The sequence below is a fragment of the Micromonospora sp. A202 genome, from assembly GCF_006715105.1.
Classification (GTDB): domain Bacteria; phylum Actinomycetota; class Actinomycetes; order Mycobacteriales; family Micromonosporaceae; genus Micromonospora; species Micromonospora zamorensis.
Map to the genome: position 1 here is coordinate 4,175,856 of NZ_VFMP01000001.1, position 22,667 is coordinate 4,198,522.

Consider the following 22,667-nt stretch of genomic DNA (forward strand, 5'->3'; position numbering starts at 1 on the left):
AGGAACGCTTCAACGGCTGCTCGCGACTGGTGCCCGGGCCGACGGGCATGAGTTGTGTCGTTTGGTCGTGGGAGACTCTCGCGCCGTGGACGTTGACGAGTTTTGGGCGGTCGTGGAGTCGGCCGGGGCGGGTCTCGACGGGCGGACCGGCGACGACGGTGAGGCCATTGCCGCAGCGCTGGTGACGCGCTTGGCCGCAACATCATCGGAGCGCATCCTCGAGTTCCAGGAGCTGTTCGATCAGCTCCATGACGCCCTCTACCGCTGGGACGTGTGGGCGGCAGCCTACCTGATCGGCGGAGGATGCTCGGACGACAGCTTCATCGATTTCCGGGCGGGAGTCATCGCGCTCGGGCGCGAGTGGTACGAGCGCGTCCTGGCCTCCCCAGACGGACTGGCTGACCATCCCGTGGTACGACAAGCGGCGACCGAGGAAGATGACGGCGCGCTGTTCGCCGAGTCGGTGAATTACGCAGCCAGCAAGGCCTACGAGCAGGTCACGGGTGGTGACGACGACGCCTTCTATGAAGCGATGAAGGCCCGCGAACACACTGCGGTCGGCATCGACGAGGCCCGCGAGCCCGACATGGGTGAGGACTTCGACTTCGACAACGATGACGAGATGCGCAGGCGGCTACCCCGGCTGGCCGAGGTGTTCCTCGATCCCAGCGAGGGTTGATCTCGACAGCTGAGCCAGGACGCTTGGAGACGGCGCGGCCAAGCCAGGCCAACGGTGTACGACTCGGACCGGCCCCGGGGCCATCATCGGATGCTGATTCGCCGGCGCAGCGAGGTCGTGTCGGATATTCAGCAAGACCGCCGTCATCACCACCGCGAAGTCCGCCGGGCAAGGTCTTCGGCCTCGCCACCGCAGGCGTCCGTTTCGTTTCACCCTTTGTGCGTCAGCCCGGCAGCCAGTGCAGCTCGTGCGCCAGGGCTTTGGCGACGGCACGGATTCGGAGGTGTAGCGGCGACTGCTCGCGTGGGAGGACCAGGTGGATCGTCATGCTGGGCGCGCCGCGCAGTGGTCGCCAGGTGAGACCGGCCGGTTGTGCCGTGACCGCGGCTTCTCCGGCCGGGGCAAGGGTGACCCCGTCGCGCAGGTCGCGCTGCGACATGTCGAAAAGAACTGCGGGCGTGTGGAATCGGGGGTGTGGTCGGGTGTCTCGGAACAGTGCGGACAGCTGATCGTGGATCGCGGGGTTCGTCGAACGGTCCGGGAGTCGCAGCGGATACGCGGCCGTGTCGGCGATCTCGATCTCCGGGTGTTCGGCCAGCGGATGGTGCTGCGCCAGCTGGACCCCGACGCGCGCACGCCGCAGCAGGAACCGGCGCACGCCACGCCCCGGCTGTTCACCGCGGGTGATCCCGGCATCGATGCGGCCGTCGGCGACCGCGGGGGTGATCTCCGGTGTCGCCATCGGGACGGCGCCGACCTCGAGTCCGCTGTTGCCGCGAATCAGCCTGTCCACCAGGGCCGGTGCCGTCTCGGCCCCGGCGCTGAGGCTGTATCCGATGCGCAGCCTGCCCAGTTCACCGGCCGCCGCGCTCCGGGCGGTGTCCCATGCCCGGTCCAGTGCCGCCAGCGCGGGAGGCGCGGACTCGGCCAAAGCCGCACCGGCCGTCGTCAATACGACGCTACGCGTGTTGCGAACCAGCAGGGCCGTACCGAGTTCCGCCTCCAATCGGCGCATCCGGGCGCTGAGTGCGGGCTGTGCGATACCGATCCGTGCGGCCGCGCGGGTGAAGTTCAACTCCTGCGCCAGCACCAGGAAGTAACGCAGGCTCACCGTATCCGCCGCCACGCGCCCTCCCTGCCGATTGATAACGATCCGTTCTGAGTCTATCCCGTACCGGTCTTTCCCTCGATCGCACATCGAGCCCTAACCTGCGCATCTGAGGATTCAGCTGACCGCAGTACCCACCGCCCCGGTCGATCGATCTGAGTCTCAATTCGAAGTCGGACGTGTCCGGTTGAACACAGAAGGTTTCCATGGCTAAGGGCTACTGGGTCAGTGTCTACCCCGCCATTTCCGACCCCGAGAGGCTGACTGCCTACACCAAGCTGGCCCGTCCGGCTGTCCAGGCTGGGGGCGGGCGCACCCTGTCCCGTGGCGGTCGAGTCGTTGCCCACGAAGCCGGAATCACGCAACGCGTCGTTCTGATCGAGTTCGACAGCTTTGAACAGGCCGTCGCGGCATACGAGAGCGAGGCATACCAAAAGGCGCTGGTGGCCCTCCCCGACGGCGTCGAACGCGACTTCCGCATCATCGAAGGCATCGACTGACCGACAGGCCCAGCCATCGCTGAGCATCCGTCACCTGCTCTCGGCACGAGAGCGTGTTGACCTGAAAACGACCTCGTCAGGCTCAGGAGGTCGTCCACTCCCCCGGCGTTCCGGTGGCGATGATCCTCGAGGCACCGGCTTCGGGTAGCACGGTCAGCAAGCCGTCTCAACCGGTTTCGCCCCCGATGCGGGTGGCACCATCGAAGAATGCCTGCGCAGCTCCTCGAGCGCCGGTCCGCGCTGACCACGCTGCGGGCCGCCGTCGACGCCGCGCTGGGCGGCTCGGGCTCGGTGGCCCTCCTTACCGGTGAGGCGGGGATCGGCAAAACCAGCGTCGTGCGCCAGCTGCTCGCCGAGGTCGATCCGGCGGTGCGGGCGCTCTCCGGCGGCTGCGACGATCTGATCGCCCCTGCTCCTCTTGCGCCGTTGCGCGAGGCGGTGGCGAATCATGGGGGTCCTCTGGCTGCCGCCCTGGCCACGCCACACCTACCAACCGCGCCGAGCGCCGCGGCCAGGGCGTACCCGTTGGTGGCTGTGCTGCCCGCGATGCTGGCCGAGCTGCGCGGCGCGCCCGCGACGCTCCTTGTGGTCGAGGACATCCATTGGGCAGATGAGGCGACCATCGACGTCTTGGTCTATACCGCCCGGCGGATCGGGCCGCTGCCGGCCGTCCTGCTGCTGACCATGCGTGACGACGTGGACGATGCGCACCCCGTTCACCGCCTGCTGGGATCGTTGACCGCGGCGCCGGTGGTCCGAGTCCCGCTGGCCGCCCTGTCCGCGGCTGCGGTGGCCCGGATGGCGGCCGGCACCGGCCACGACGGCGCCGCGCTGCACGCCCTTACCGGCGGCAACCCGTTCTTCGTCAGTGAGTCGCTGGCGTCCGACGGCTCGGCCGCTACGGGGGCGGTGCGCGACGCGGTCCGCGCCCGCTGCCGCCGCCTCGCACCCGCCTGTCAGGAGGCGTTGGCGCAGCTCTGCGTGGTCCCGCGGGCGGTCGGGGTGGACCTGGCCGCCACCCTCCTCGGGCCGCAGGGGCTGGCGACGCTGGCCGAGGCCGAGCAGAACGGGGTGATCGAGGTACGGCCGGACGGTCTGGCCTTCCGACACGAGCTGGCCCGACGGGCAATCGAGGCCGACCTGCCTGAGCTGCGTCGGCGACTGCTGCACCGCCGGGTGCTGGCGGCGCTGCGGGCCGAGCCGTCGCCGGACCGGGGGCGCCTGGTGCACCACGCGGTCGCCGGGGACGACCCGGCGACCGTGGTCGCGGTCGGCCCGAGCGCGGCCCGAGCCGCGTCGGCAGCCGGCTCGCACCGGCAGGCACTGGTGCTCCTCGAGTCGGTGCTGCCCTACCGCGACCGGCTGGGTGACGCGGAGAGCGCCGCACTGTTGGACGAGTACGGCTGGGAGCTCTACAACGCGCACCGGTTCCACGAGGCGGTGCGGGTCGGCGAGCAGGCCGCCCGGGAATATGCCGCGCTCGGCGACGAGCCGGCCCGAGGGCGCTGCCTGATCCGCGTCTCCCGGCACCAGTTCATGGCTGGCGAGACCGACGCCGCTGAGCGGACCGCGGGCGAGGCCGTGCGGATCCTCGACAACCGGGCCGACGACGCGGCAGCTGCACACGCACTCCTCTACCAGGGCGCGATCCTGGCGTTGACCGACGACTTCGCGCGGGCGGTCACCGCCCTGGAGTCGGCTCGCAAGCGGGCCGGCCGGGCCGGCCGCACCGACCTCGACACACTGTGCCTCAACTATCTCGGCATCGCCCGGATCGAGGTGGGTGACGCCGGTGGTCTGGACATGCTGCGCCAGAGCGTGGACACGGCCCGCGAGGACGGCTTGCTGGAGTATGTCGCGCGCGGCTACACCAACCTCGGCGAGATGCTCTTCCGGATGGGCGCCCTGGCCGAGGCGGCCGGGTGCCTGCGCGCAGGGCTGGCCTTCGCTGAGGAGCACGGCTTCTGGTCGCACGCCTACAACATGCGGGTGCACCACCTGCTGGTCGAACTGCGCCGCGGCGGCTGGGACCACGCCGAGCCGGGGCTGCGCGCGCTGGCGCAGCGCCAGGACCCCCCGGACATGCTGTACGTCTACAGCGTCCCCTGGTACGCCCGGCTACGCGCCCGCCGGGGCGACCCGGCCGCCGCGCCGCTGCTGGCGCAGGCGTGGGATCGGGCCCGTCGGGGCCGGCTGTTGCTGGGCACGGCGTACGCCGGCCTCGCCTACCTGGAGTGGGCCTGGCTCACCAACGACCGTCAGCGTGCGGAGGAAGTCGCAGCCGAGCTGCTGCCCCGCCTCGCGCACCCGGGTGCCGCGCCGTTCCGGGCCGAGGCGGTGCGGTACCTGGTCCGCCAGGGCGTCATTGTCGACCCGGTCAGCAGGCCGTTGACTGATGCGGCGGGCATGCAGGCGTCCGATCTGGTGGTGACCCAGGCGTATGCGGCCGGTGTCGGTGGTGACTGGGCCACCGCAGCCGCGAAGTGGGCGACCCACAGCGACCCGTACGAGCAGGCTCTGGAGCTGACCGAATCCCCGGACGCCGACACGGTGGCCGGGGGTCTGCAGATGCTCGACGGGCTCGGCGCGGTGGCAGCGGCCGACCTGGTCCGGGGCCGGCTGCGCGATCGAGGTGCCCGGGTCCCGCGTGGCGCGCGCCGCGGCACCCGGGCCAACCCGGCCAACCTCACCGAGCGGCAACTGCTGGTGCTCACCCAGCTCAGCGCCGGCCGGACCAACGCCGAGATCGCTGCCGACCTGGTGCTGTCGGTGCGCACCGTGGACCACCACGTCGCAGCGATCTTCGACAAGCTGGGGGTGCGCACCCGGCAGGACGCCGCGGCGGCCGCCCGCGATCGGGGGATCGGCCCGGCTAACGCCACGCCCGAGGCGCCACATCGGCCGGTGTGAGCACCCGGCTCAGGGTGCCGGCGACAAAGTCACCGACGTAGGCCACGCCGGTGACCGGGTCGACCGCCACCGAGCACGGCGCGGTGCCCAGCTTGACCGCCACCCGCAGGGCTCGGGAACGGCCGTCCACCATCAGCAGACCGGCTGAGGTCGCGACGTAGGCGATGCCGGTCCCCGGTCGCGTGGTCACCGCCCGCGCACCGCCGGGCACCGGCAGCACCGCGCCGGCCGGCACCGGCCGGGTGCCACCGTCGGTGGGAAAGTCGCCCTGCTCGAGCACCACGACCGAGGGGTGGGTGGTGTTGCCGCCGAGACAGGACACGAAGACCAACCCGGCCGGTTCGTCGACCGCCACGTCGACCGGCTGCAGCAGCACATCCTGTAGGTCGATCGTGCCGGTGATCGCGTGCCGGCCGTCCGCGTGCCGGGTGATCACCGAGACGGCTGCCGTCTGCGGTACGCCGGACCGGTAGGTCCTGGCAACGTAGACGCGTGCTTCGGTGCTGTCCACCGCCGCGGCGATGATCCCCGCGAAGCCGTCCTCGTCACCGATCACGTCACGTTCGCTGAGGTCGGTCGGGGCGAGTACTCGCACGTGCATGTCGACTCCCACCGGCGGCGCACCGCCCTGGTGCACCACGTAGAGCCGCTGGGCGGCCGGGTCGAGCGCCACGTCGACCACGCCCAGCCCGATCGGCCGGCTGATCCCCGGTTGTGGCATGCCTGCGGTCACCTCGAAGCGCTGCACGGAGAAGTCGTGGTGGCCACCGTTGACCACGAATCCGTGGTTGCCCTGCGGCTGCACGCTGAGCGCGCGCGGCCCGTGGCCTACGGAGGCCGTCTGCGCCTGAGTCAGTGCGAGGTCCCAGCTGCTCAGGGTGCCGTCCTCGTCGGGGCGGTCGTGAGGTGAATGGGTGGCGAAGACCCGCCCGCCGGCGCCCTCGCGGGACACCGCCACCGCCGCGACGGCGCCCGGACCCCCCAGGGACACCGTCGTCACGAGCGGCGCTGCCGGCACCGGCGGGGGTACGTGCACGATCGCCTCCCGCCGGACGCCGGCCATGCTGGCCGAGACGTCGATCGGCTGCGGACCGGTGGGTGCCAGCACGTCGATCGCGAAGTCAGCCGTGGAAGCTCCCGCGACGACGTCGACTCCACTGGGAACCTTGACCAGATCGGGCCGACTGCTCTGCAGGGTGACCCGCTTACCGCCGGCCGGTGCCGGGCCGGTGAGCAGCACCCGGCCGGTGGCCCGGGCCCCGACGAAGAGCCCGGTGGAGGCGTGTTCCACCCGCTTGAGTGACACCGAGTCGAGGGACTCCATCGCCTCGTACTGGATGTTGACGTCGACCTGCTGCAGGCCGGTGAACGGGACAGTCACCGAGTCGTAGGCCAGCGTCCAGCCGCCGGTGAGGCCACGCCCGTACAGGCTGAACAGATGTTCCTTACCGGCGACGGCGGCCGTGTCGCCGGTCCACACCTGGGTGGCCGGGTCGAAGCGCAGCACCAGCTCCTGGGTGGCCGGTGGACCGGTCAGGTCGTGCACGCCGAGGTCAAGGTCGCGCTGTTGGGAGAAGCCGGCATGCGTGACCGTCATCGGCAGGCTGTTGTCGTTGCCGGCCATCCCCCTAAGGTTGACGGTGACCCCGACCACCTTCAATTCGGCCAGCCCGGGCGCCAGCTTGGCCAGTGGCAGGTCGAACCACAGCGACTTGCCGTTGACGAACCGGTTGATCGCCGCGGTGTGCGCGCCGACGGTGAACGCGTTGTGGATCACCTGGGTGCCGTCCTGGACGGCCAGTGGGCGCCCCTTGGCCCGGTGGCGGTCGCGCTCAGCCACCGGGTCCCGGGTGAAGATGGCGTTCATCATCAGGTCGTAGGTGCCCACCGGGAAGTCGGGCGTGACCTTCTCGTCCAGGTCCAGATCCAGGTCCGGGTAGGCCAGCGCCGCGGTTTGTCCCGAGATGCTGCCGGGATTGCCGCGGTCCAGGATGTAGAGCTTCAACGCCCGCTGGGCCCGTTGGCTCCAGAGGTCCAGAGCGTCGAAGAGGCAGACCAGGCCGCGCAGCAGCCGTGACACCGGCGACTTGGCCGGCCGGTCGTCGGTGTCCACCGAGTCCAGGTCCTGGATCGCCTCTCGGGCGCGCCGTTTGAGGTCGGCGATGGCCGCCGTCGTGCCGGCGATCTGCCGCAGCCGCAGGGTCGCCAACCGCCAGCTGTGGCAGGCCTCGGTCATCTCGATCAGCAGGTCCCGCAGCGGCCCGTCACCCTGGGCGGCGCGCAGGTCGGCGGCGACCCGGCGCAGGTGCACCACCCGCCCGGAGCCGGGGCTGCCGATCTGGGCCCACTGACCGTGCGCGTCCAGGCCCACACCGGCCGCGGCCAGCTGAGTGGTGGCGGGCAACCCGGCGAGGTAGGGGCCGCCAGCCGCGGTGCCGGCGTCGACCAGCAGGGTGGTGTCCGCCGGCAACAGCAGCCCCGCAGCGCCCTGGGGCTGGGTGGGGTCGGGTGCGCCGAGCACCTGGGCGATCGTCGTGACCAGGTCAAACCCGGAGACAGCGCCGGAGCCGTACGAGATCAGTGCCTCGGCGGCGGTCAGGTCGCCGAGCCGTTCCTGGATGCGTAGCACACTCTGGCCGATCAGCTGCCCGGATGCCTGCTGGGCCTGCTCAGCGGCTGCCCGTCGGCGCCGGGCGCTCTCCCCGATGGTCTCCTCCAGCGGCCCGTGGTCGCCCAGCAGCGCGGTCAACTGGGTGCGGATCGCCTCCCGTGCCCGCAGCAGCCGTTGCTGGTCGCCGGCGAGCAGCAACGGGCCGTCGCCGGGCGCGAACAGCGCCGCCCGGAGGGTGTCCGCCGCTGCGCGCCGCTGCCCGGCGTAGAAGTCCACCGCCGGCACGAGGTCCAGCTCCAGGTCGCGCTCCACGCCGACCTCGGTGCGGTGATCGGCCATCAGGGCGCGCAACTGTGGTGCCATGGTGCCCGGGCGGAACCACTCGACGGCCGCGCACTCCCGTTCGGCCGGCACCAGGTTCCCGGAGCGGAACTCGTACCACGCCTGCCTGCCGCGCTGTTCGGCCCAGCGGTTGCCACCGCGGCCGGAGAGCAGCGGGCGTAGCTCCTCGTCGTACTGCTCGGGGGTGCGGGCCAACACCTCGGCGGCGCGGGCGCCACCCGGCACCCCCGGCTCCCCCTTCGGTCCCTGTGGCCCCTGGTTCTCCGGTTCGTTCGGTATTCCAGGCCCACCTGGTCCACCGGCACCGCCCGAACCACCCGGGCCGCCGACTCCGACGAAGGCGTTGGTGCCGGAGGCCTCGATGAAGAAGACGTGCACCGGACCTCCGGCCCCTCCGGGGCCGCCCGGATGACCCCGCAGACCCGGATGCCCGCCGATCGGCGGCGGGGGCGGTGGAGGTAGCGGCGGCAGCGCCGCGCTCCGCGAGACGCCCGGATCGTTGACCGGTGGGCCGGGATCGCCGGTCACACCCGTGCCGCCCCGCTGCCCGGTGCTGGTGGCGGAGACGTCCGTCAGCCTGCGGGCGTAGATCACCAACTGACGGCCGGGGAGGCCCTCCTCGCCCTGCCCCGCGGTGCCGGGCACCTGCATCGCCAGCGAGGGCGTACCTGTCGGGCCGGCGCCGACCACCTCGTCACCGACGATGGCGACGTTGCGAAGGGTGCGGATCACCGCGCCGAGCAGCACCACCCGGCGGCCGATGAAGACCAGTTGGCGACCACTGTCGGCGGTCGAGGGCCGCAGACCGTCGACGAACGCCTGATCGATGCGGATCTCGTCACGGATGTGCAGTCCGAAAACGTCCACTGTGCTCAGCTCTCCTCGATCGCGGCGGTGGTGGCCGGCGGGTTGGGGTCGATCACCGCGCGGTCGAGGACCTCGGTGTAGACCGTCCGCAGGGCTTCGCCCGGACCGGTGACCGCCCAGCCGCGCTGGCGTTCCTGCACCACGACCCGGCCGGCGCGCAGCTCACGCATGAGCTGATCCGGTGGCGCCCCGGCGGCCACCCACTCCAGGCGCATAGCGGCGATGCCACCGGCCGGCGCGGGCAGGGCGGTGACCCGCCAGCCGTCACCGGGCGTGCCGGTGGTGCCCTCCTGCGCCCGGACGCCGATGTCGGAGCCGATGTCGGAGCTGGCCAGGAAGGGGTCGGGCATTCTGCGCTCGTGACGCATCGTGAACTCGCTGGCGGCGGCGAGCTTGCCAAAGACGTTGACCCGCACTCCGGTGGACCCGAACTTCTTGACCTTGATCTGCCGGTGCGGGGGCAGCTGGACCAGGTCGGTGGTGACCACCCGGGACACCGCGCAGCCGGGCAGTGAGTGCGGCTGGAAGCGCACCAGCCCCAGCCGCAGGAACGGCCACACCGCGAGATCGACGTCCACGTCAATGTCGGCGAACCACAGGTCTCGCTCGGCGTCGAAGTGCACCGGGTGCCCGACCACGGTGACCTGCCGGCCGCCCGCGGCCGGGTCCAGCAGCGTGACCGTGGTCGTGACCTGACCCGGCGTGTCGAAGTCGCCAGCGACAAAGTGCTGCTGGTCGCCGAGGCCGATTTCCTCGATCGGGTCGCTGCCCCAGCGGGTGACGAGGCCGGACAGCGCCCGGCCCTCCTCGGCGTCACCGTCGGCCGGGCTGGCGAAGAGGACCACGCCAAGCAACTCGCCCTCACCGGTGCGGTTCCAGCGGCGGTTGAGCCACACTCGCACACCCATCGTCTCCCGGGTGCTGGTCCACTCGCCGAACTCCATGCCCCTGGTGAAGCGGAACGACGGCACCACCGAGTGCACGTCCGGTGGTGGCGGCACGGCCCGGTTGGGCACGTGCACCAGCATCGGGCTGCCCTCGCGCAGTTGACTCTGGTCACCGTCCGGCACCGGAGGGAAGTACTCACGGAACCGGGTGGACCCGACCGGCCGGTAGGCGATCGCCCGGTGCCGGGTGTCACCGAAGAACTGCGACGCGGTCAGCACCGCCGGCCCGCCGCCGCGCTCCAGGTCGACGGGGGCGAGCGTGGCGGTGCGCGCCTGCGGGTCGACGCTGCCGGTACCGGCGTCCACCGCTTCGAGCCAGGACGCCGCAAGGTGCACCCGGCCGGTGGTCGGCCGGTGCGCCTGCACCTGCGCGGTGACGGTGACCTGCCCGGTCAGGCCGGTCGCGGTGACAGTGGGAGGCCCGGTCAGGGCCGGCGCCACCAGCGGCTTCTGCACCGCGTGCACCACGGTGACCGGTTGCCGGGAGGACAGGCCCAGAACCTGACCGTCGAGAACGTCCTGAGGGTCGGCGACGCCGACGGCGAGGTGGTCCAGCCGGTCGGGGTGCAGCGTGCTGGACAGCTCGAAGGTCTGCTCCACTCCGGGGGGAACCTCGACGGTCATCACCGATCGGCCACCGGACTTCTTCACCGAGACCTGCACCGTGTTGGAGCCGGCCGCCGGGCGGACCACCAGTTTCGCCGGCGGCAGATCTGGCCAGCTGCCCCCGTACCCCATGCTCACCACGGGCGAGGCACCCGGCACACCGCCGACGGCCACGCCCGCGACGGCCGGGTCCGGCAGGTAGGGCAGCAGGGCGGCCGGCGCGTCGATCACCACGTAGGCGCCGTTGGGCAGTGCCCGGCCGCGCGGCACCGGCAGACTGCCCTTGACCTGCCTGGTCGGGTCGCTGGTGACCACCTGCAGACCCGGTTGGGGCACCATCGCACCGTTCGGGCCGGGCACCATCGGGTCGAGGAACGAGCCCTCCTCCCGGCGGGCGACGGCGAACATCCGCTCACGGACCGCCGGGGTGGCCTGCGGCCCGAAGGCCGCGTCGAACATGCCGTGCCGCTCGGCCAGCATCTGCGGGCTGTCCGGTGCGGCGACGTGCCGCTCGCAGGTGCCCAGCAGGGCGCCCTGGCCGTCGCTGCGCACGACCAGCCGGAGCAGCGACTCGCCCTCGGTGAAGCGCCTGGTCGGCACCAGGGTGGGTGAGCCGGCCGCCTCGTGGCGAAGGTAACGCACCGCGGGCAGCACCTGCGTCGGATCGCAATCGTCCGGGTCGATCGCGGTGCCGGCGATGTCCACCGCCCGGGCCCGGAGCTGATAACTGTGTCCGTAGCGCAGCCGTGGCAGCGTGCCCGGCGCGGCGGTGATCTCCGCGCGCAGCGGGTAGCCGGGCGCGAGGACGGTGTCGATCTCCTCCACCTCCGGGCTGTTGCGGCCGTCGCCGCCCACCTTCGGCCCCGGCTTGCCGACCGACAGGCCCCAGCCGTCCCACCCGGCGATCTCCTCGCCGACGATGAGCCGGGCGACGCCGAACTCGTCATCTTGCTGGGCGGCGACCACCGCTTCGGTGCGGCCCTCGTCGTCGGCGTCGACCGTCATCTCACCCACCGTGTAGCGCACCCGGCGGCGCATGAGCGACCGGAACGGCCCGCTGTCGGTGGCCACGTCCACCCGGTAGCCGGTGGTCACGTCGTCGGCGAACAGCACCGCCGGGGCCTGCACGCCGGCCGAGGCGATCGCGTCGGTACGGGTGGTGGCGTGGCTGACCACCGTCTCGGCGCGGGCCTGCTGGCCGAGGGTCAGACCGACGTCGCGGCGCACCGGCAGCCGGACCGGCAGCGGCTCGCCGGAGCGCGCCGACGCGGTCGACGCCGCCGCCAGCTGACCGCTCAGGCTGGCCACATCCACACTGGTCAGCACGTAGGTGGTTGCCGGGTTACGCAGGTTGAGCACCCCACCGACGATTTCGGCGCGGGCGTCCGGCTCGGTGGCCATGGTGAACCGGCGCGCGGACAGGTCGCTGACCACCGCGCTGAACGGTTGGGAGCGGGGCACCGGACCGTCCAGCGGCTGACCAGCCGCGTCCACCACCCGGACGGTGCGCGCGCCGTCGAACGCCGCCATCTCCAGATCAACGCGCAGACCCAGCGGTACGGAGAGTGCGGGGTGCGCCATCAGCAGGGTGCAGACCTGGTGGAAGTCGGCCTGGGCGACCGAGTTGACCCCGGTCAGCGGCCCGCCGGCGGCCCGCCCGTCCGGGTCGGGTGCCCTGCGAGGGCCGCCTGCGCGGCGCAGCCACCGGGCGTAGGCGGCGATCGGCAGCGCCAACGCCAGATCCTCGTGGCCCTCCTGGCGCAGCCGCTGGACCGCGGTGGCCAGCATCGTGTTCGACGTTGCCGCCGGGGCGAGCAGGGCGGCGCCGGCCGGGAGTCCCATCGCCCGAGCCACCCGGGCATCGCCCTCCACAGTGGCAAGTGCGGCGATCGCCCGTCGGACGACATGGTCGGCGCCCAGCGAGCCGGTGGGGCTGGTGTCGTTGACACTGCCGTACATCTGCTCCAGAGCCGTCGCGGTGGCGGCGAAGGCCGGCCCCGGTCGGGCGGCTCCCAACGCGCGGCGCCCGCCAGCCTTGGTGAGCACCCTGGTGGCCGGGCCGAAGAGCGCCGTCCACAGCGGTGCCGACGCCGGACCACTGCGCCGGGTCAGCGGCTGCGGCTCGCCGCCACCGGTGTCGGCCAGGAAGAGCGGCCCGAGGGCGTTGACCACCGCCGGCCAGTTCGCCAGCGGCGTACCGCCGATCGTGGTGATGCCCTGACCGCGCGGGGCGGCGACCAGGCTGAGCTGCGCCTTGCCGTCGGCGAAGCCGGCCGGCAGAACGGTCCAGAGCACGCTGTACGTCATCGTCTACTCCTGTGCGAACGCGGCGCAGTAGGTGTCCCACGGGCGCGGGCCGGGCCGCCCGGTCGGCGCCATCAGCTGGGCGAAGGTCGGATCGGCGCTGGGGCCGGCGAAGCGGCGCTCCATGGGGACCACCACCGACTCGCTGAAGAACAGCACCTTGATCTCCACGGCGATCTCGGCGTAGCCGAACAGCTCATTGGAGTTGAGGTCGTAGTCGAGGGTGAGCGTCAAGGTGATCGAGACGCTGATGATGCTCAGGACCTCGACCTCCCCGCGGATGCGGAAGTAGCCGCCGATACGGGCGATGTCCTTGCTGGCGTCGATGTCGAACAGCACACCGCCCATCGCCTCCACCGAACCGCGGGCCACGAACAGGTCGACCGAGAGCGAGGCGCCGAACTCCAGGGCACCGACCAGCTTGATCAGACCGGTGGTGGCCAGGCCGATGGCGAGGTGCCCACCCCCGCCGAGCGCGGCGATGGTCAGCCGGAACGGGTTGTCCGGGGTGGAAAAAGCAAGATCGAAGGAGAGCGGGTACGGGTCGCCGGTGAAGTTCAGTTCGGCGCCGGCGGAGATGGCGATGTTCTCCAGCGCGAAGACGCCGATCGCCAGCGACGGCACCGGGAAGCTGAAGCCGGACCGCACTCCGGTCGGGGTCACGGTCAGCGCCGGCGGATCGGAGAAGCCCTCCTGATCGATCAACTCGGCCAGGGTGGCAATGAAGGCGAGCACCTGGCCGTAGCGCAGCGCGCCCAGCTTGATGTCGACGTCGGGCTTGCCGGCGTCCCTGCTGGTGAACCGAATGCTCTTGATCGGCACGCTGAGCAGCGGCACGGTGTCGAAAGCCGGCGTGGTGGTGGAGTGGATCTGCAACTCCACCTGTTCGACCAGGCACTCGCTGGTGGACCGGGTCTCCAGCCGGGCGGTGTCCACCTCGGTGGTCTGGGTGATCCTCAGGTTGGCCTTGTTGGCGTCACCGGGGTTTTCCCGCAGCGGCCGCAGCACCACGAAGCCCTGGTGGAAGCGGGCCTGCGGCTTGTCGCCGAAGAGCTTGGTGTCCCAGGTCAACACCTGCGAGGCCACGCCGTCGATCAGGTCGCTGACCATCTTGTAGGCCTTGCCCAACTCCCGGACGATGCCTTCGTCAGTGGGCAGCAGATCCTTGATCCTGGCCAGACCCAGCAGCTTGTCGGCGTCCTTGAGGAACGACAGGTCCATCGCCCCGGCTGCCAGGGTGGACACGTCCGCACCCGCCAGCGCCCCGAACTGCCGGGAGATCGCCGAAGGGCTCAGGGCGAGGGCGGCCAGCCCACCGGTGGCCTTCTGCGCCAGACCGACCGCCGGCGACTCGCCGATCAGCTTCAGGAAGACCTGTCCCTGGGCGTTCGCCCCGTCGAAGAGCGCCTGCGTGTACGGCGCGGCGTACTGCAGCACCGCCTCTTTCGCCCCCGGCGCGTAGCGGTCCAGCGCGGCGATGCGCCCGACGATCTGCTGGGCGACCGGCAGCCCGGTGGCGGCATCCAACGCCAGGTCGACCTTGCGGGTGAGCACCGTCGTGGCCTGCTCCGGGGTGGGCACCTCCAGGTCGGCCGCCGACCCCGCCGCCGACCGGGTCGCCGCTGGTGCGGGCTCCGGCATCGGGGCGACCGCCATCGGCTGCCCACCGGTCTGGATGGTCCGGAAGACGTTCTCGGACTCCTGTGCTCCGCCGCCGAGGGTGTCCCACAACGCCCGGGCTTGCGCATCGGAGGCGGTGTTGGGCACGAAGAGCAGCGGCAGCGCGAACGGCACCGGGCTGTCCTCATGGTCGTAGCCGATCAACTGATAGGCGAATGGTGTGGCGGCGTCCAGCCGCAGCACCCGTGAGCCGGTCATTCCACCGGCCGGCTGGAAGGCCTCCAGCGGCGGGGTCACCGTGGTGATGACATCGACTCGGGTGAACGGCCAACGCCGATGAGCATCGCCGCCCACGTCGTCCACCGACTTGGCGGGCGGCACGAACGGCATCTGCGGATCGGTGACCAGGATGGTCGCCGCGGTGCGCAGAGCGGCAACCCGGGTGCTGCCGCTCTCGAAGCGCCGAACCGTCTCCTCGGTGAAGATCGCCCGGTGGCCGAACGGGTAGAGCCGGCCCACCACGACGATCCGTTGAGCCTGGTCGCGGCCCATCGACGTGTCGTGGCGCCACTGCGCGACGGTGGCGGCGATCTGCTCGGGCGTGGAATCCGGCGGCGGGTCGGGCCAGTCACCACGCACGCTGAGCCAACCGCCGAGGCTGCTCAGTGCGAGCCGCCGCACGGTGGCCGGCGCGATGGTGCGCGACTGCTCGGAGATCTCGACGCACAGGTCGGCCCTGAGGGTGTTCTTGAGCCGTGCGTCGTTGACGTCGTCGGCCCACCCCGGCTGCGGTGCACCGCTCTGCGGGTTGTGGGTGAAGCGCGCCGCCAGCGGCACTTCGGCGCTGGCCGAGAAGTCCACCGAGGTGACCTCCAGCCGGGTGCTCCACAGGGCGGTACGGCCGGCGTTCGCCCGGGCTGCGGCGGCGTGCCGCAGCCGGACGTGGCCACCCGGGGACTGGAGGCTGAGCAGGTAGGGCAGGCGAAACTGCGACGCCTGCGGAAAGCCCGGCGGCGGAGCGGCTGCCAGCGCGGCGTCGGCGGCGCGGGCTCTGGACGTACCACTGGATGGGGGTGGGCTGACGGCGGCCCGGCGGGCCGCGCGGTCCTGGCGCCGGTCGTCTGCCGCGCCCGGGTCCCCCGGCCGACCAACCTGCCCGGCCATCGTGGCGGCGACCAGGTGGTACGCCGAGGTGGCCGGCCGAGGTGGCCGGGCGTCGAGCGGGTCGACCGCGCCACCCTGTTCACCGGGGACGATCTCCAGCCGGGAGATCGCGGCCAGGATACCGGCGACGGACAGGTCGATCGGGCCGTCCGACGGGCGCACCACGAGCACCACGTCGCTGGGTGGCGTGAAGATCGGCTTGGTCTGCACCAGTCGCGGGCTGGCGCCCCGGGCGGCGTTCTCCAGGAGTTGCTGCGGGGGGAACTGCACCCACAGGTGTCCCTGGGCAGCGCCGGCCACCAGCTTCAGGTCGTGACCGGTCGGTGGGCCGGGGCGCAGTTGCGGCTGCAGGTTGCTGACCGACACCTGCAACACGAGCTGGTCCTCGGCCCGGGTGAGGGCGAACGACGGCGAAAAGGCCATACGCCCACCCTGGCCTCCACCGCCCGCGACGACATCGGTAGCTGCTGCCCATATCTCGCCGGACCGCTACCTACGTTGCGCGTGCCGCCACCACCGCGTCTCAGCAAGGCAGGTCTCATCTGACACGTCGAGGATCAGGTACTCGTCGTGGCCGCAGAGTCGAATGGTTGCTGGTGGCGTGGCGTGTTGTGGCGAGTTGGTTGCCAGTTCGGTGGCTCCGGGTGGAGGGCGGTACACATCGTAGGCGAGCGGGTAGCCACCTGCTTTCGTGTCGTACCCTGGCGGGATGCTCGCCCGGCTGCCGCACCTGGGCTTGCGGGCTGCTGACGTCGAAGGAGTCGCACCTTCCTCGGCACTCGGGAGCCTCTTGGCAGGGCACGCCGCAGCGCAGGCGCGGGGTCTGCCGTTCGTGATCACGAACGCGACGGGCCACGTGCGGCGGGTGCTGGAGATGACCGGCCTGTACCCGTTCCTCAGCTCTTCGTAATACTCGCAGGTAGGTGCAGTCAACGACGGTGGGGCGGGCTCAGGTTGAATGCGGTCGTGAATGATCCGTTCGAGGCCGCCGGGGAGTTGCGGGACGCGTACCGGCAGGTCGACTGGGCTGCCACCCCGTTGGGTCCGGTGACGTCATGGAGCCCTGCCCTGCGCGCTGCGGTGAATCTGGTGGTCCGCTCCCGGGCCGCCGCCACCCTGTTGTGGGGTCCGCAGTTCGTGTTGCTGTACAACGAGGCGTACGTGCCGATCCTGGCCGAGAAGCACCCAACGGCGCTGGGCCAGCCCGCTCAGGAGGTCTTCCCCGAAGTCTGGGAGGACATCGAAGGGCTCCTGGGGTCGGTGGCTGCCGGTCAGGGCACCGTGTGGATCGAGAACTTCCGACTCCTCATCCAGCGCCACAACACGCTCGAAGAGACATACTTCACGTTCTCCTATTCCGCAGTCGCGGGTGAGGACAACCAGATCGAGGGTGTGCTCGACATCGTCTCCGAGACCACCGGGCAGGTTGTCGCGCATCGCAGGCTCTCCATGCTCAGGCGCCTCGTCAGCCAACTCGCGGATGTGGACAACTCGCAGACCCTGCTGGACCGGGCGTTGCCTGTGTTGCGGGAAGACATCGGGGACCTGACCTTCGTTGACATCTTTCTACCCGGCACACCGACCACCACCGCTGTGGGTACGGTCGGCGGGGCGGCCCGGCGAGACATCGACCTCACCGCGCTCGGCGACGAGCGGGCGGTGTCCATCTGGCTCAGCACCGGCGACCCCGCGCAGGATGGTGTCCTGACCGTGCACCTGAGCCCGTTCCTGCCGGTGAACACCGCGTTCCAGGAATTCCTCGAACTGATCAGCGCCACCCTTGAGCAGAGCCTGGCTCGCATCTCCGCTCGCCAGAACGAACGCCGCGCCGCTGCGCTGGAACGCGACATGTCCGAGACACTGCAGCGCAGCCTGCTCACCACACCCGTCCAACCAGATCACCTACAGGTCGCGATGCGCTACCAGCCGGCCGCGGAGCAGGCTCAGGTCGGCGGCGACTGGTACGACGCCTTCCTCCTGCCCAACGGGTGCCTGACCGTTGTCGTCGGGGACGTCACCGGCCACGACCGGCACTCCGCGGCCGCGATGGCACAGGTCCGCAACCTGGCCCGCGGCATCGGGTACACGCTGCAGCAGCCCCCCGCCAAGGTCCTGAGCGCCCTGGACGCGGCGATGTCCGGTCTGGCCGTCAACGTCTACGCGACCGCGATCCTGGCCCAGGTGGAGCAGGACGCCTGCGACGCCGAGCAGGGTCTACGCACGCTGCGATGGTCCAACGCTGGTCACCCGCCGCCGGTTCTACTCCACCCTGACGGCCGTGCGGAGGTCCTGAACGCCACACCAGAGCCGTTGCTCGGCACCCGCCTGAAGGTGGACCGTCACGACCACACGGCCATTCTGAAACCCGGCTCCACCGTCGTGTTCTACACCGACGGTCTGGTCGAGCGACGCGCCACGGGCATCGATGAGGGAATCGCCAATCTCGTCGCCCTGCTGGGCAACCGGCAGAACTACACCGCCGAACAGGTGTGTGACCTCCTGCTCGATCACTTCGGCTACACCACCGAAGACGACATCGTTCTCGCAGTCGTCCACGCGTACCCCGAGAACGGTCCACGACCAACTGAAGCAGGCCCGGCAATCCTGCCGCGCGATCTCGCCCCCGACCACAGCGCGTGACGTTCAGTCTGGACTACCGCCGACATCGCTCGGGACCAGCCCACACACCTCGCTCCGAACGAACACACGAGGCCGGACACGCTCGCGTCAACCCACGGGGCCGCGACCGGCGGTGCTGACGACCGTCATCATGATCAGGGTGCACAGCAGTGTCCAGCTCAAAGAGCAGACGGGTGGGCTCGATTTCCGGTCACTCCTGCGGCGCGATCAGCCGGTCGTCGGTGGCGTCGCGGACCGTGATCGCCTCCACCGGACACGAGTCGGCGGCATCGAGGACGACCTCGGCCGGGGCGACGACGTCGGCCAGCGGCGCGGACAGGCCGCCAACCAGGCGGAAGTGCTCGGGAGCGGTACCGGCGCAGACGCTCGTGCCGATGCAGCGGCGAGAGTCCACCCCGATCCGCCACGTCGTACTCACCAGGCCACCGGCATGCCGAGCAGGCCCCGCACCAACATGCCCCGCTTCCAGTCCAGCTCGGCTTCCGGTACGGCGAGCCGCAATCCGGGCAGGCGGGTCACGAGGGTGGCGACGGCGACCTGCAACTCCATGCGGGCAAGCTGCGCGCCGACGCAGTGGTGTACGCCGTGCCCGAAGCCCAGGTGCGGGTTCTGCTCGCGTTCGAGATCCAGCCGGTCCGGGTCGGCGAAGACGGTACCGTCCCGATTCGCCGATGACAGTGAGCCGAGAACCGGCTCACCTGCCCGGACCAGCACCCCGCCGACCTCGACGTCCTCCTTGGCGTACCGGGCGAAGGAAGAGCCGACGCCGAGCGGCACGTACCGCAACAGTTCCTCGACCGCGGCCGGCACCAGCGACGGGTCAGCCCGCAGCCGAGCAAGCTGGTCCGGGTTGTGCAGCAGGACGTAGACGAAGTTGGGGATCTGCGTCACCGTGGTCTCGTGGCCTGCCGCGAGCAGCCCTCCGGCCAGCTCCACCAGCTCGGTCTCGCTGAGCCGATCCTGATTCTCGTCGCGGGCCTGCACCAACGCGCCGAGCAGGTCGTCGATCCCCGGCTCGCGGCGGCGCTCGGCGACCAGATCACCGATGTAGCCCCAGAGATTGTTCAGGTACTCCTGGATCGTTTCCAAGGGCAGGGAGGTGGTCGAGACGATCGCCTCGGACCAGATGTGGAAGCGGTCCCGGTCGGCGTACGGGACCCCGAGCAGCTCGCAGATCACCTGGATCGGCAGCGGCGTGGCGACGTGCTCCACCAGGTCGGCCGGAGGACCGAGCCGGACCATGTTGTCGACCAGCGCGTCGGCGATCTCCTGGGTTCGGGGTCGCAGCGCCTCTACCCGACGTGCCGTGAACGCCTTCGCCACCAGCCGGCGCAGCCGAGTGTGATCGGGCGGGTCCATGGTCAGCATGCCGCTGTACTGCTGACGCGGGGTGAGCCTGGGCTCGTCGCGCTGGACGGCCGGGGCGCGGCCGAACCGCACGTCGCCGAGGACCGTACGGACGTCCTCGTACCGGGTGGCGAGCCATGCCTCCTCGCCGTAGGGGAGCTTCACCCGGGTCATCGGCTCGTTCTCGCGCAGCTCGCCATAGGTCGGATCCATGACGAGGCGGTCGGGCACACTGAACGGGTACGGCCGCGCTGGCGGAACGGTTCGGCTCTCGGCGGTCTGCGCGCTCTCCGTCATCCGGATTCCCTTCGTCGAGACGGCGTGATCCTCAGGCCGGTGCCACGTGCGCAGCGGCGCCGGTGGCCAGCAGCCAAGCCTTGCGGACAGCACACGCTGACGCTCAGTAATCTTTCGAAATCGGATCGTAGCGGGAAGACATCGATGATCGCCATGGGGGCCGGTCCGCGTCCGGACACGACAGCGTTCTCGTGGCGAACACGCCTGATCGGCGGGTACAGCGTTCAGGCGGGCACCTCCGCAGGACGGCTGCCGTGGTTCGGTCGGTCACGATCTCGCGGTGCGGAACGCGAGCAGAACCGCGACTATGGTCCTGCTCGCGTTCTTGGCTGTCGAGCACCCCTGCGTCGGGATTTTCGCCGCTGGGCGTCGATCGCTCCGCTACGGCAGCAGGGGCAGGATGGGGCAGTTGGAGACAGCCGGCCAGCCGGCCAGGCGGTGGGTAAGCCAGTCCACGGCCGTGGACTGGTCGGTGAGCAAAGGCCCAAAGTGGTTGAGCAGCGCGCTGCTGCCCTTGGGCAGGTTGATCGGGTCGTAGACGACCTTGCCGCCGAGGCCGCACCAGTCGACGGCCATCGTGCGTGCCTGTGCGTGCGGCACGAGATTGTCGTTGACACCGGTGGCGACGCGCACGATGCCGGTGGGCTTACGCGTGCCGAGGAGTTGGTCGTTGATGAACACACGCAGGACGGGTTCGGCTCCGATGATCTCGGCCACGGACTCGCCGTTGGTGGTCCATGTCGAGGAGCGTGTTCCGGAGTACGCGATGATCGCGTCGCCGACACACATGGTTGACATGTCGTGGAGCGCGGCGCGGCCGTTGTCGCTGAGGTACCGATCGAACAGTGGCCGAATTTCCGGCTTCGCCTGCAGGAAGCCGTTCACCGACCAACCGAGCGCACCCAGTAGTTCACTGCCGTCGATTGCGGCGGTCACGTCGGCCAGGTTGGCCGGCGGGGCGCCGGCGTAGGTGGCCTTGAGTGCGACGTCGGGCGCGTAGGTCGCCTGGAGTTCGGCTGCTGAGGCGACTGCACCGCCGCCCTGGCTGTAGCCGTAGAGGCCTACGGGCGCCTGTGCGGTGATTTTGGTGTTCGGGAGCGCCTTGGCCGCCCGCGCGGCGTCGAGTACGGCGTGGCCGCTGTCGATCCGGTTGACGTAGGTATGCAGCCGGTCGGTCGTGCCGAGTCCGACGTAGTCGGTCTGCACGACCGCGATGCCCTTGGCGAGGAGCCGGTACATGGCGAGGATCTCGTAGCCGACCGAGACGGTGCTCTGTTCCTTGCCGATCCCCAGGATGAGACCCCGCTGCAGGGCCAGCGATGTGGAGCACTGGTCGCCCTGGCCCATCGTGCCCGGCGCGAGGACCACCAGCGGCCTCGGTCCCATCCCCAGCCAGGGTGCGGCGGGTTCGAGGTAGGCGCCAGTGACGGCGACCGGGCTGCCGGTGGAGTCGGTGGACTTGTACATGATCCGGGTGGCGCTGCCCGGCATGCTGGAGTTGATACCCGGCAGGTTCAGGGCCAGATTGAGCGGTTCGGTGCGGATCAGCCCTCCGTTGGCTGCCGGTAGGTTGGCCGGCGGCGTGTAGAAGGCGGGGATGGTGATGCCGCGCGAGGTATCGGCCTGAGCGGGGATCGCCCCGAGGCCGACGCTGGCGAGGGTTCCGGCGAGCAGCGTGGCGGAAACGCGGGTGCGTAACGACATGTACGCCCTTTCTCGTGTCGCCGCAGACTTGGCTGCATCAATGCGCGAGCGGCGGTTACCGGACGGTAACCGGGAGAACCGAGAACCTCCAGAGGGGCGTCTTATCACTACGGCGTCCACGATTCGAGCGATGTTCCGGAGGGCTCACTCACGTGGGCATGCAACCCGGAGCAGTGCGCGCTCCTATGTGACTGGACGACGCAGCCGCCGGTCGCCAACCTGCGCACTGTGCACGACGCCGACGGGCGCAACCAGCAGCGCAGAAACTGGTACCGACAAGCCAGAACGTGTGACATCATCATTACCGTTCGGTAACATGAGCCACTTCGAGGAGCATGTTGGTGCTGTACGGGTCGCCGCCGTCACGTCGCCGAGATGCCCTGCGTAACCGTGCCGCCATCGTCCAGGCCGCCAGCGACCTGATGACCGGCGTCCGTTCGGAGCCGCCGATGCCCGAGATCGCCCGCCGGGCGGGCGTGGGACAGGCCACCATCTACCGGCACTTCCCTGACCGGCGCGCCCTCGCCGAGGCGGTGGTCACCTACCAGGTCGACCGGCTCGAGATCGTCGCAGCGACCGTCGATCATCCGGCGGCGTTCCGCGCGCTGCTGCTGGAGGTGCTGCGCACGCAGGTTGCGATGCGCTCGCTCGTGCCGCTCGCCCTCAAGCTTGAACAGGGCAGCCGTAACCGCCTCCAGCACCGAGTCATTGCCGCGCTCACCGGGCCGCTGCGCCGCGCGCAGGCCAGCGGGCATGTACGCGCCGACCTCGCACCGGCCGACCTGGCGTTGTTGTTCGCGATGGTGCACGGCGCGGCCGAGGCCGGCGTTGCAGCCGAACGTTCGGTGGACCTGCTGCTGGACGGCGTGTTCTGCAGTCCGGCGTGAAGGTCGGGCGCTCGGACCGGCTGCGGCTGAGGCCGGCATGACCGGCCGCTCAGCCGGACCGAGATGGGGCTGTGATCTGCCACGACGTTGAGCGCGGGATCATCCGGGTCCGCGATCGCAGCTGGACACAGGTG

General features: G+C 70.7%; 12 protein-coding genes. 5 read left to right on the forward strand and 7 right to left on the reverse strand.

Annotation, left to right across the window (positions count from 1 at the left end; translation table 11 throughout):
* The first annotated feature begins 85 nt into the window (after positions 1-85).
* Positions 86-679 carry a DUF4240 domain-containing protein gene (locus FBZ33_RS19395; RefSeq protein WP_221629487.1) on the forward strand — a complete coding sequence of 198 codons (594 nt, stop codon included), beginning with the start codon at positions 86-88 and terminating at the stop codon, positions 677-679.
* 223 nt (positions 680-902) lie between these two features.
* Here the strand turns inward: FBZ33_RS19395 and FBZ33_RS19400 are convergent, their stop codons facing one another.
* A complete protein-coding gene (locus FBZ33_RS19400) occupies positions 903-1,805 on the reverse strand; it encodes a LysR family transcriptional regulator (RefSeq protein WP_141910156.1) in 903 nt (300 codons plus the stop codon).
* 188 nt (positions 1,806-1,993) lie between these two features.
* Between FBZ33_RS19400 and FBZ33_RS19405 the strand changes: the two genes are divergently transcribed.
* Entirely contained in the window at positions 1,994-2,287 is a 294-nt protein-coding gene (locus tag FBZ33_RS19405) for a DUF1330 domain-containing protein (protein ID WP_141910157.1), read from the forward strand.
* Positions 2,288-2,494: 207 nt separating this feature from the next.
* On the forward strand, positions 2,495-5,197 hold the full coding sequence (locus FBZ33_RS19410; protein WP_141910158.1) for an AAA family ATPase: 2,703 nt from the start codon (positions 2,495-2,497) through the stop codon (positions 5,195-5,197).
* Here the strand turns inward: FBZ33_RS19410 and FBZ33_RS19415 are convergent.
* Genes FBZ33_RS19415 through FBZ33_RS19435 form a run of 3 tightly spaced genes read right to left on the reverse strand, consistent with a single transcriptional unit; the run spans position 5,160 to position 16,081 of the window.
* Positions 5,160-9,017: a hypothetical protein gene (locus FBZ33_RS19415; RefSeq protein WP_185755345.1), complete on the reverse strand. Its 3,858-nt coding sequence runs from the start codon at positions 9,015-9,017 to the stop codon at positions 5,160-5,162. The two genes, FBZ33_RS19410 and FBZ33_RS19415, sit on opposite strands and share 38 nt — an antisense overlap.
* A gap of 5 nt (positions 9,018-9,022) precedes the next feature.
* Positions 9,023-12,877 (reverse strand): hypothetical protein, encoded by a 3,855-nt coding sequence (locus tag FBZ33_RS19430; RefSeq protein WP_141910162.1) that lies wholly within the window; start codon positions 12,875-12,877, stop codon positions 9,023-9,025.
* Between the two features lie 3 nt (positions 12,878-12,880).
* Positions 12,881-16,081 (reverse strand): hypothetical protein, encoded by a 3,201-nt coding sequence (locus tag FBZ33_RS19435; protein ID WP_141910163.1) that lies wholly within the window; start codon positions 16,079-16,081, stop codon positions 12,881-12,883.
* A 543-nt stretch (positions 16,082-16,624) separates the two neighbouring features.
* Here FBZ33_RS19435 and FBZ33_RS19440 point away from each other — a divergent pair.
* Entirely contained in the window at positions 16,625-18,298 is a 1,674-nt protein-coding gene (locus FBZ33_RS19440; RefSeq protein ID WP_141910164.1) for a PP2C family protein-serine/threonine phosphatase, read from the forward strand.
* A gap of 190 nt (positions 18,299-18,488) precedes the next feature.
* On the opposite strand, the gene FBZ33_RS19445 is transcribed toward FBZ33_RS19440, so the two are convergent.
* The 3 genes from FBZ33_RS19445 to FBZ33_RS19455 form a co-directional block, all read right to left on the reverse strand.
* Complete coding sequence (locus FBZ33_RS19445) at positions 18,489-18,716, reverse strand: ferredoxin (protein WP_141910165.1); 228 nt, start codon at positions 18,714-18,716, stop codon at positions 18,489-18,491.
* Entirely contained in the window at positions 18,713-19,942 is a 1,230-nt protein-coding gene (locus FBZ33_RS19450) for a cytochrome P450 (protein ID WP_141910166.1), read from the reverse strand. Before FBZ33_RS19450 ends, FBZ33_RS19445 begins: the two co-directional genes overlap by 4 nt.
* A 381-nt stretch (positions 19,943-20,323) precedes the next feature.
* Positions 20,324-21,646 (reverse strand): lipase family protein, encoded by a 1,323-nt coding sequence (locus FBZ33_RS19455; protein WP_141912800.1) that lies wholly within the window; start codon positions 21,644-21,646, stop codon positions 20,324-20,326.
* Between the two features lie 341 nt (positions 21,647-21,987).
* Here FBZ33_RS19455 and FBZ33_RS19460 point away from each other — a divergent pair, with 341 nt between their 5' ends.
* Positions 21,988-22,533, forward strand: a complete 546-nt coding sequence (locus FBZ33_RS19460; protein WP_141910167.1) for a TetR/AcrR family transcriptional regulator — start codon at positions 21,988-21,990, stop codon at positions 22,531-22,533.
* The last annotated feature ends 134 nt before the right edge of the window (positions 22,534-22,667 follow it).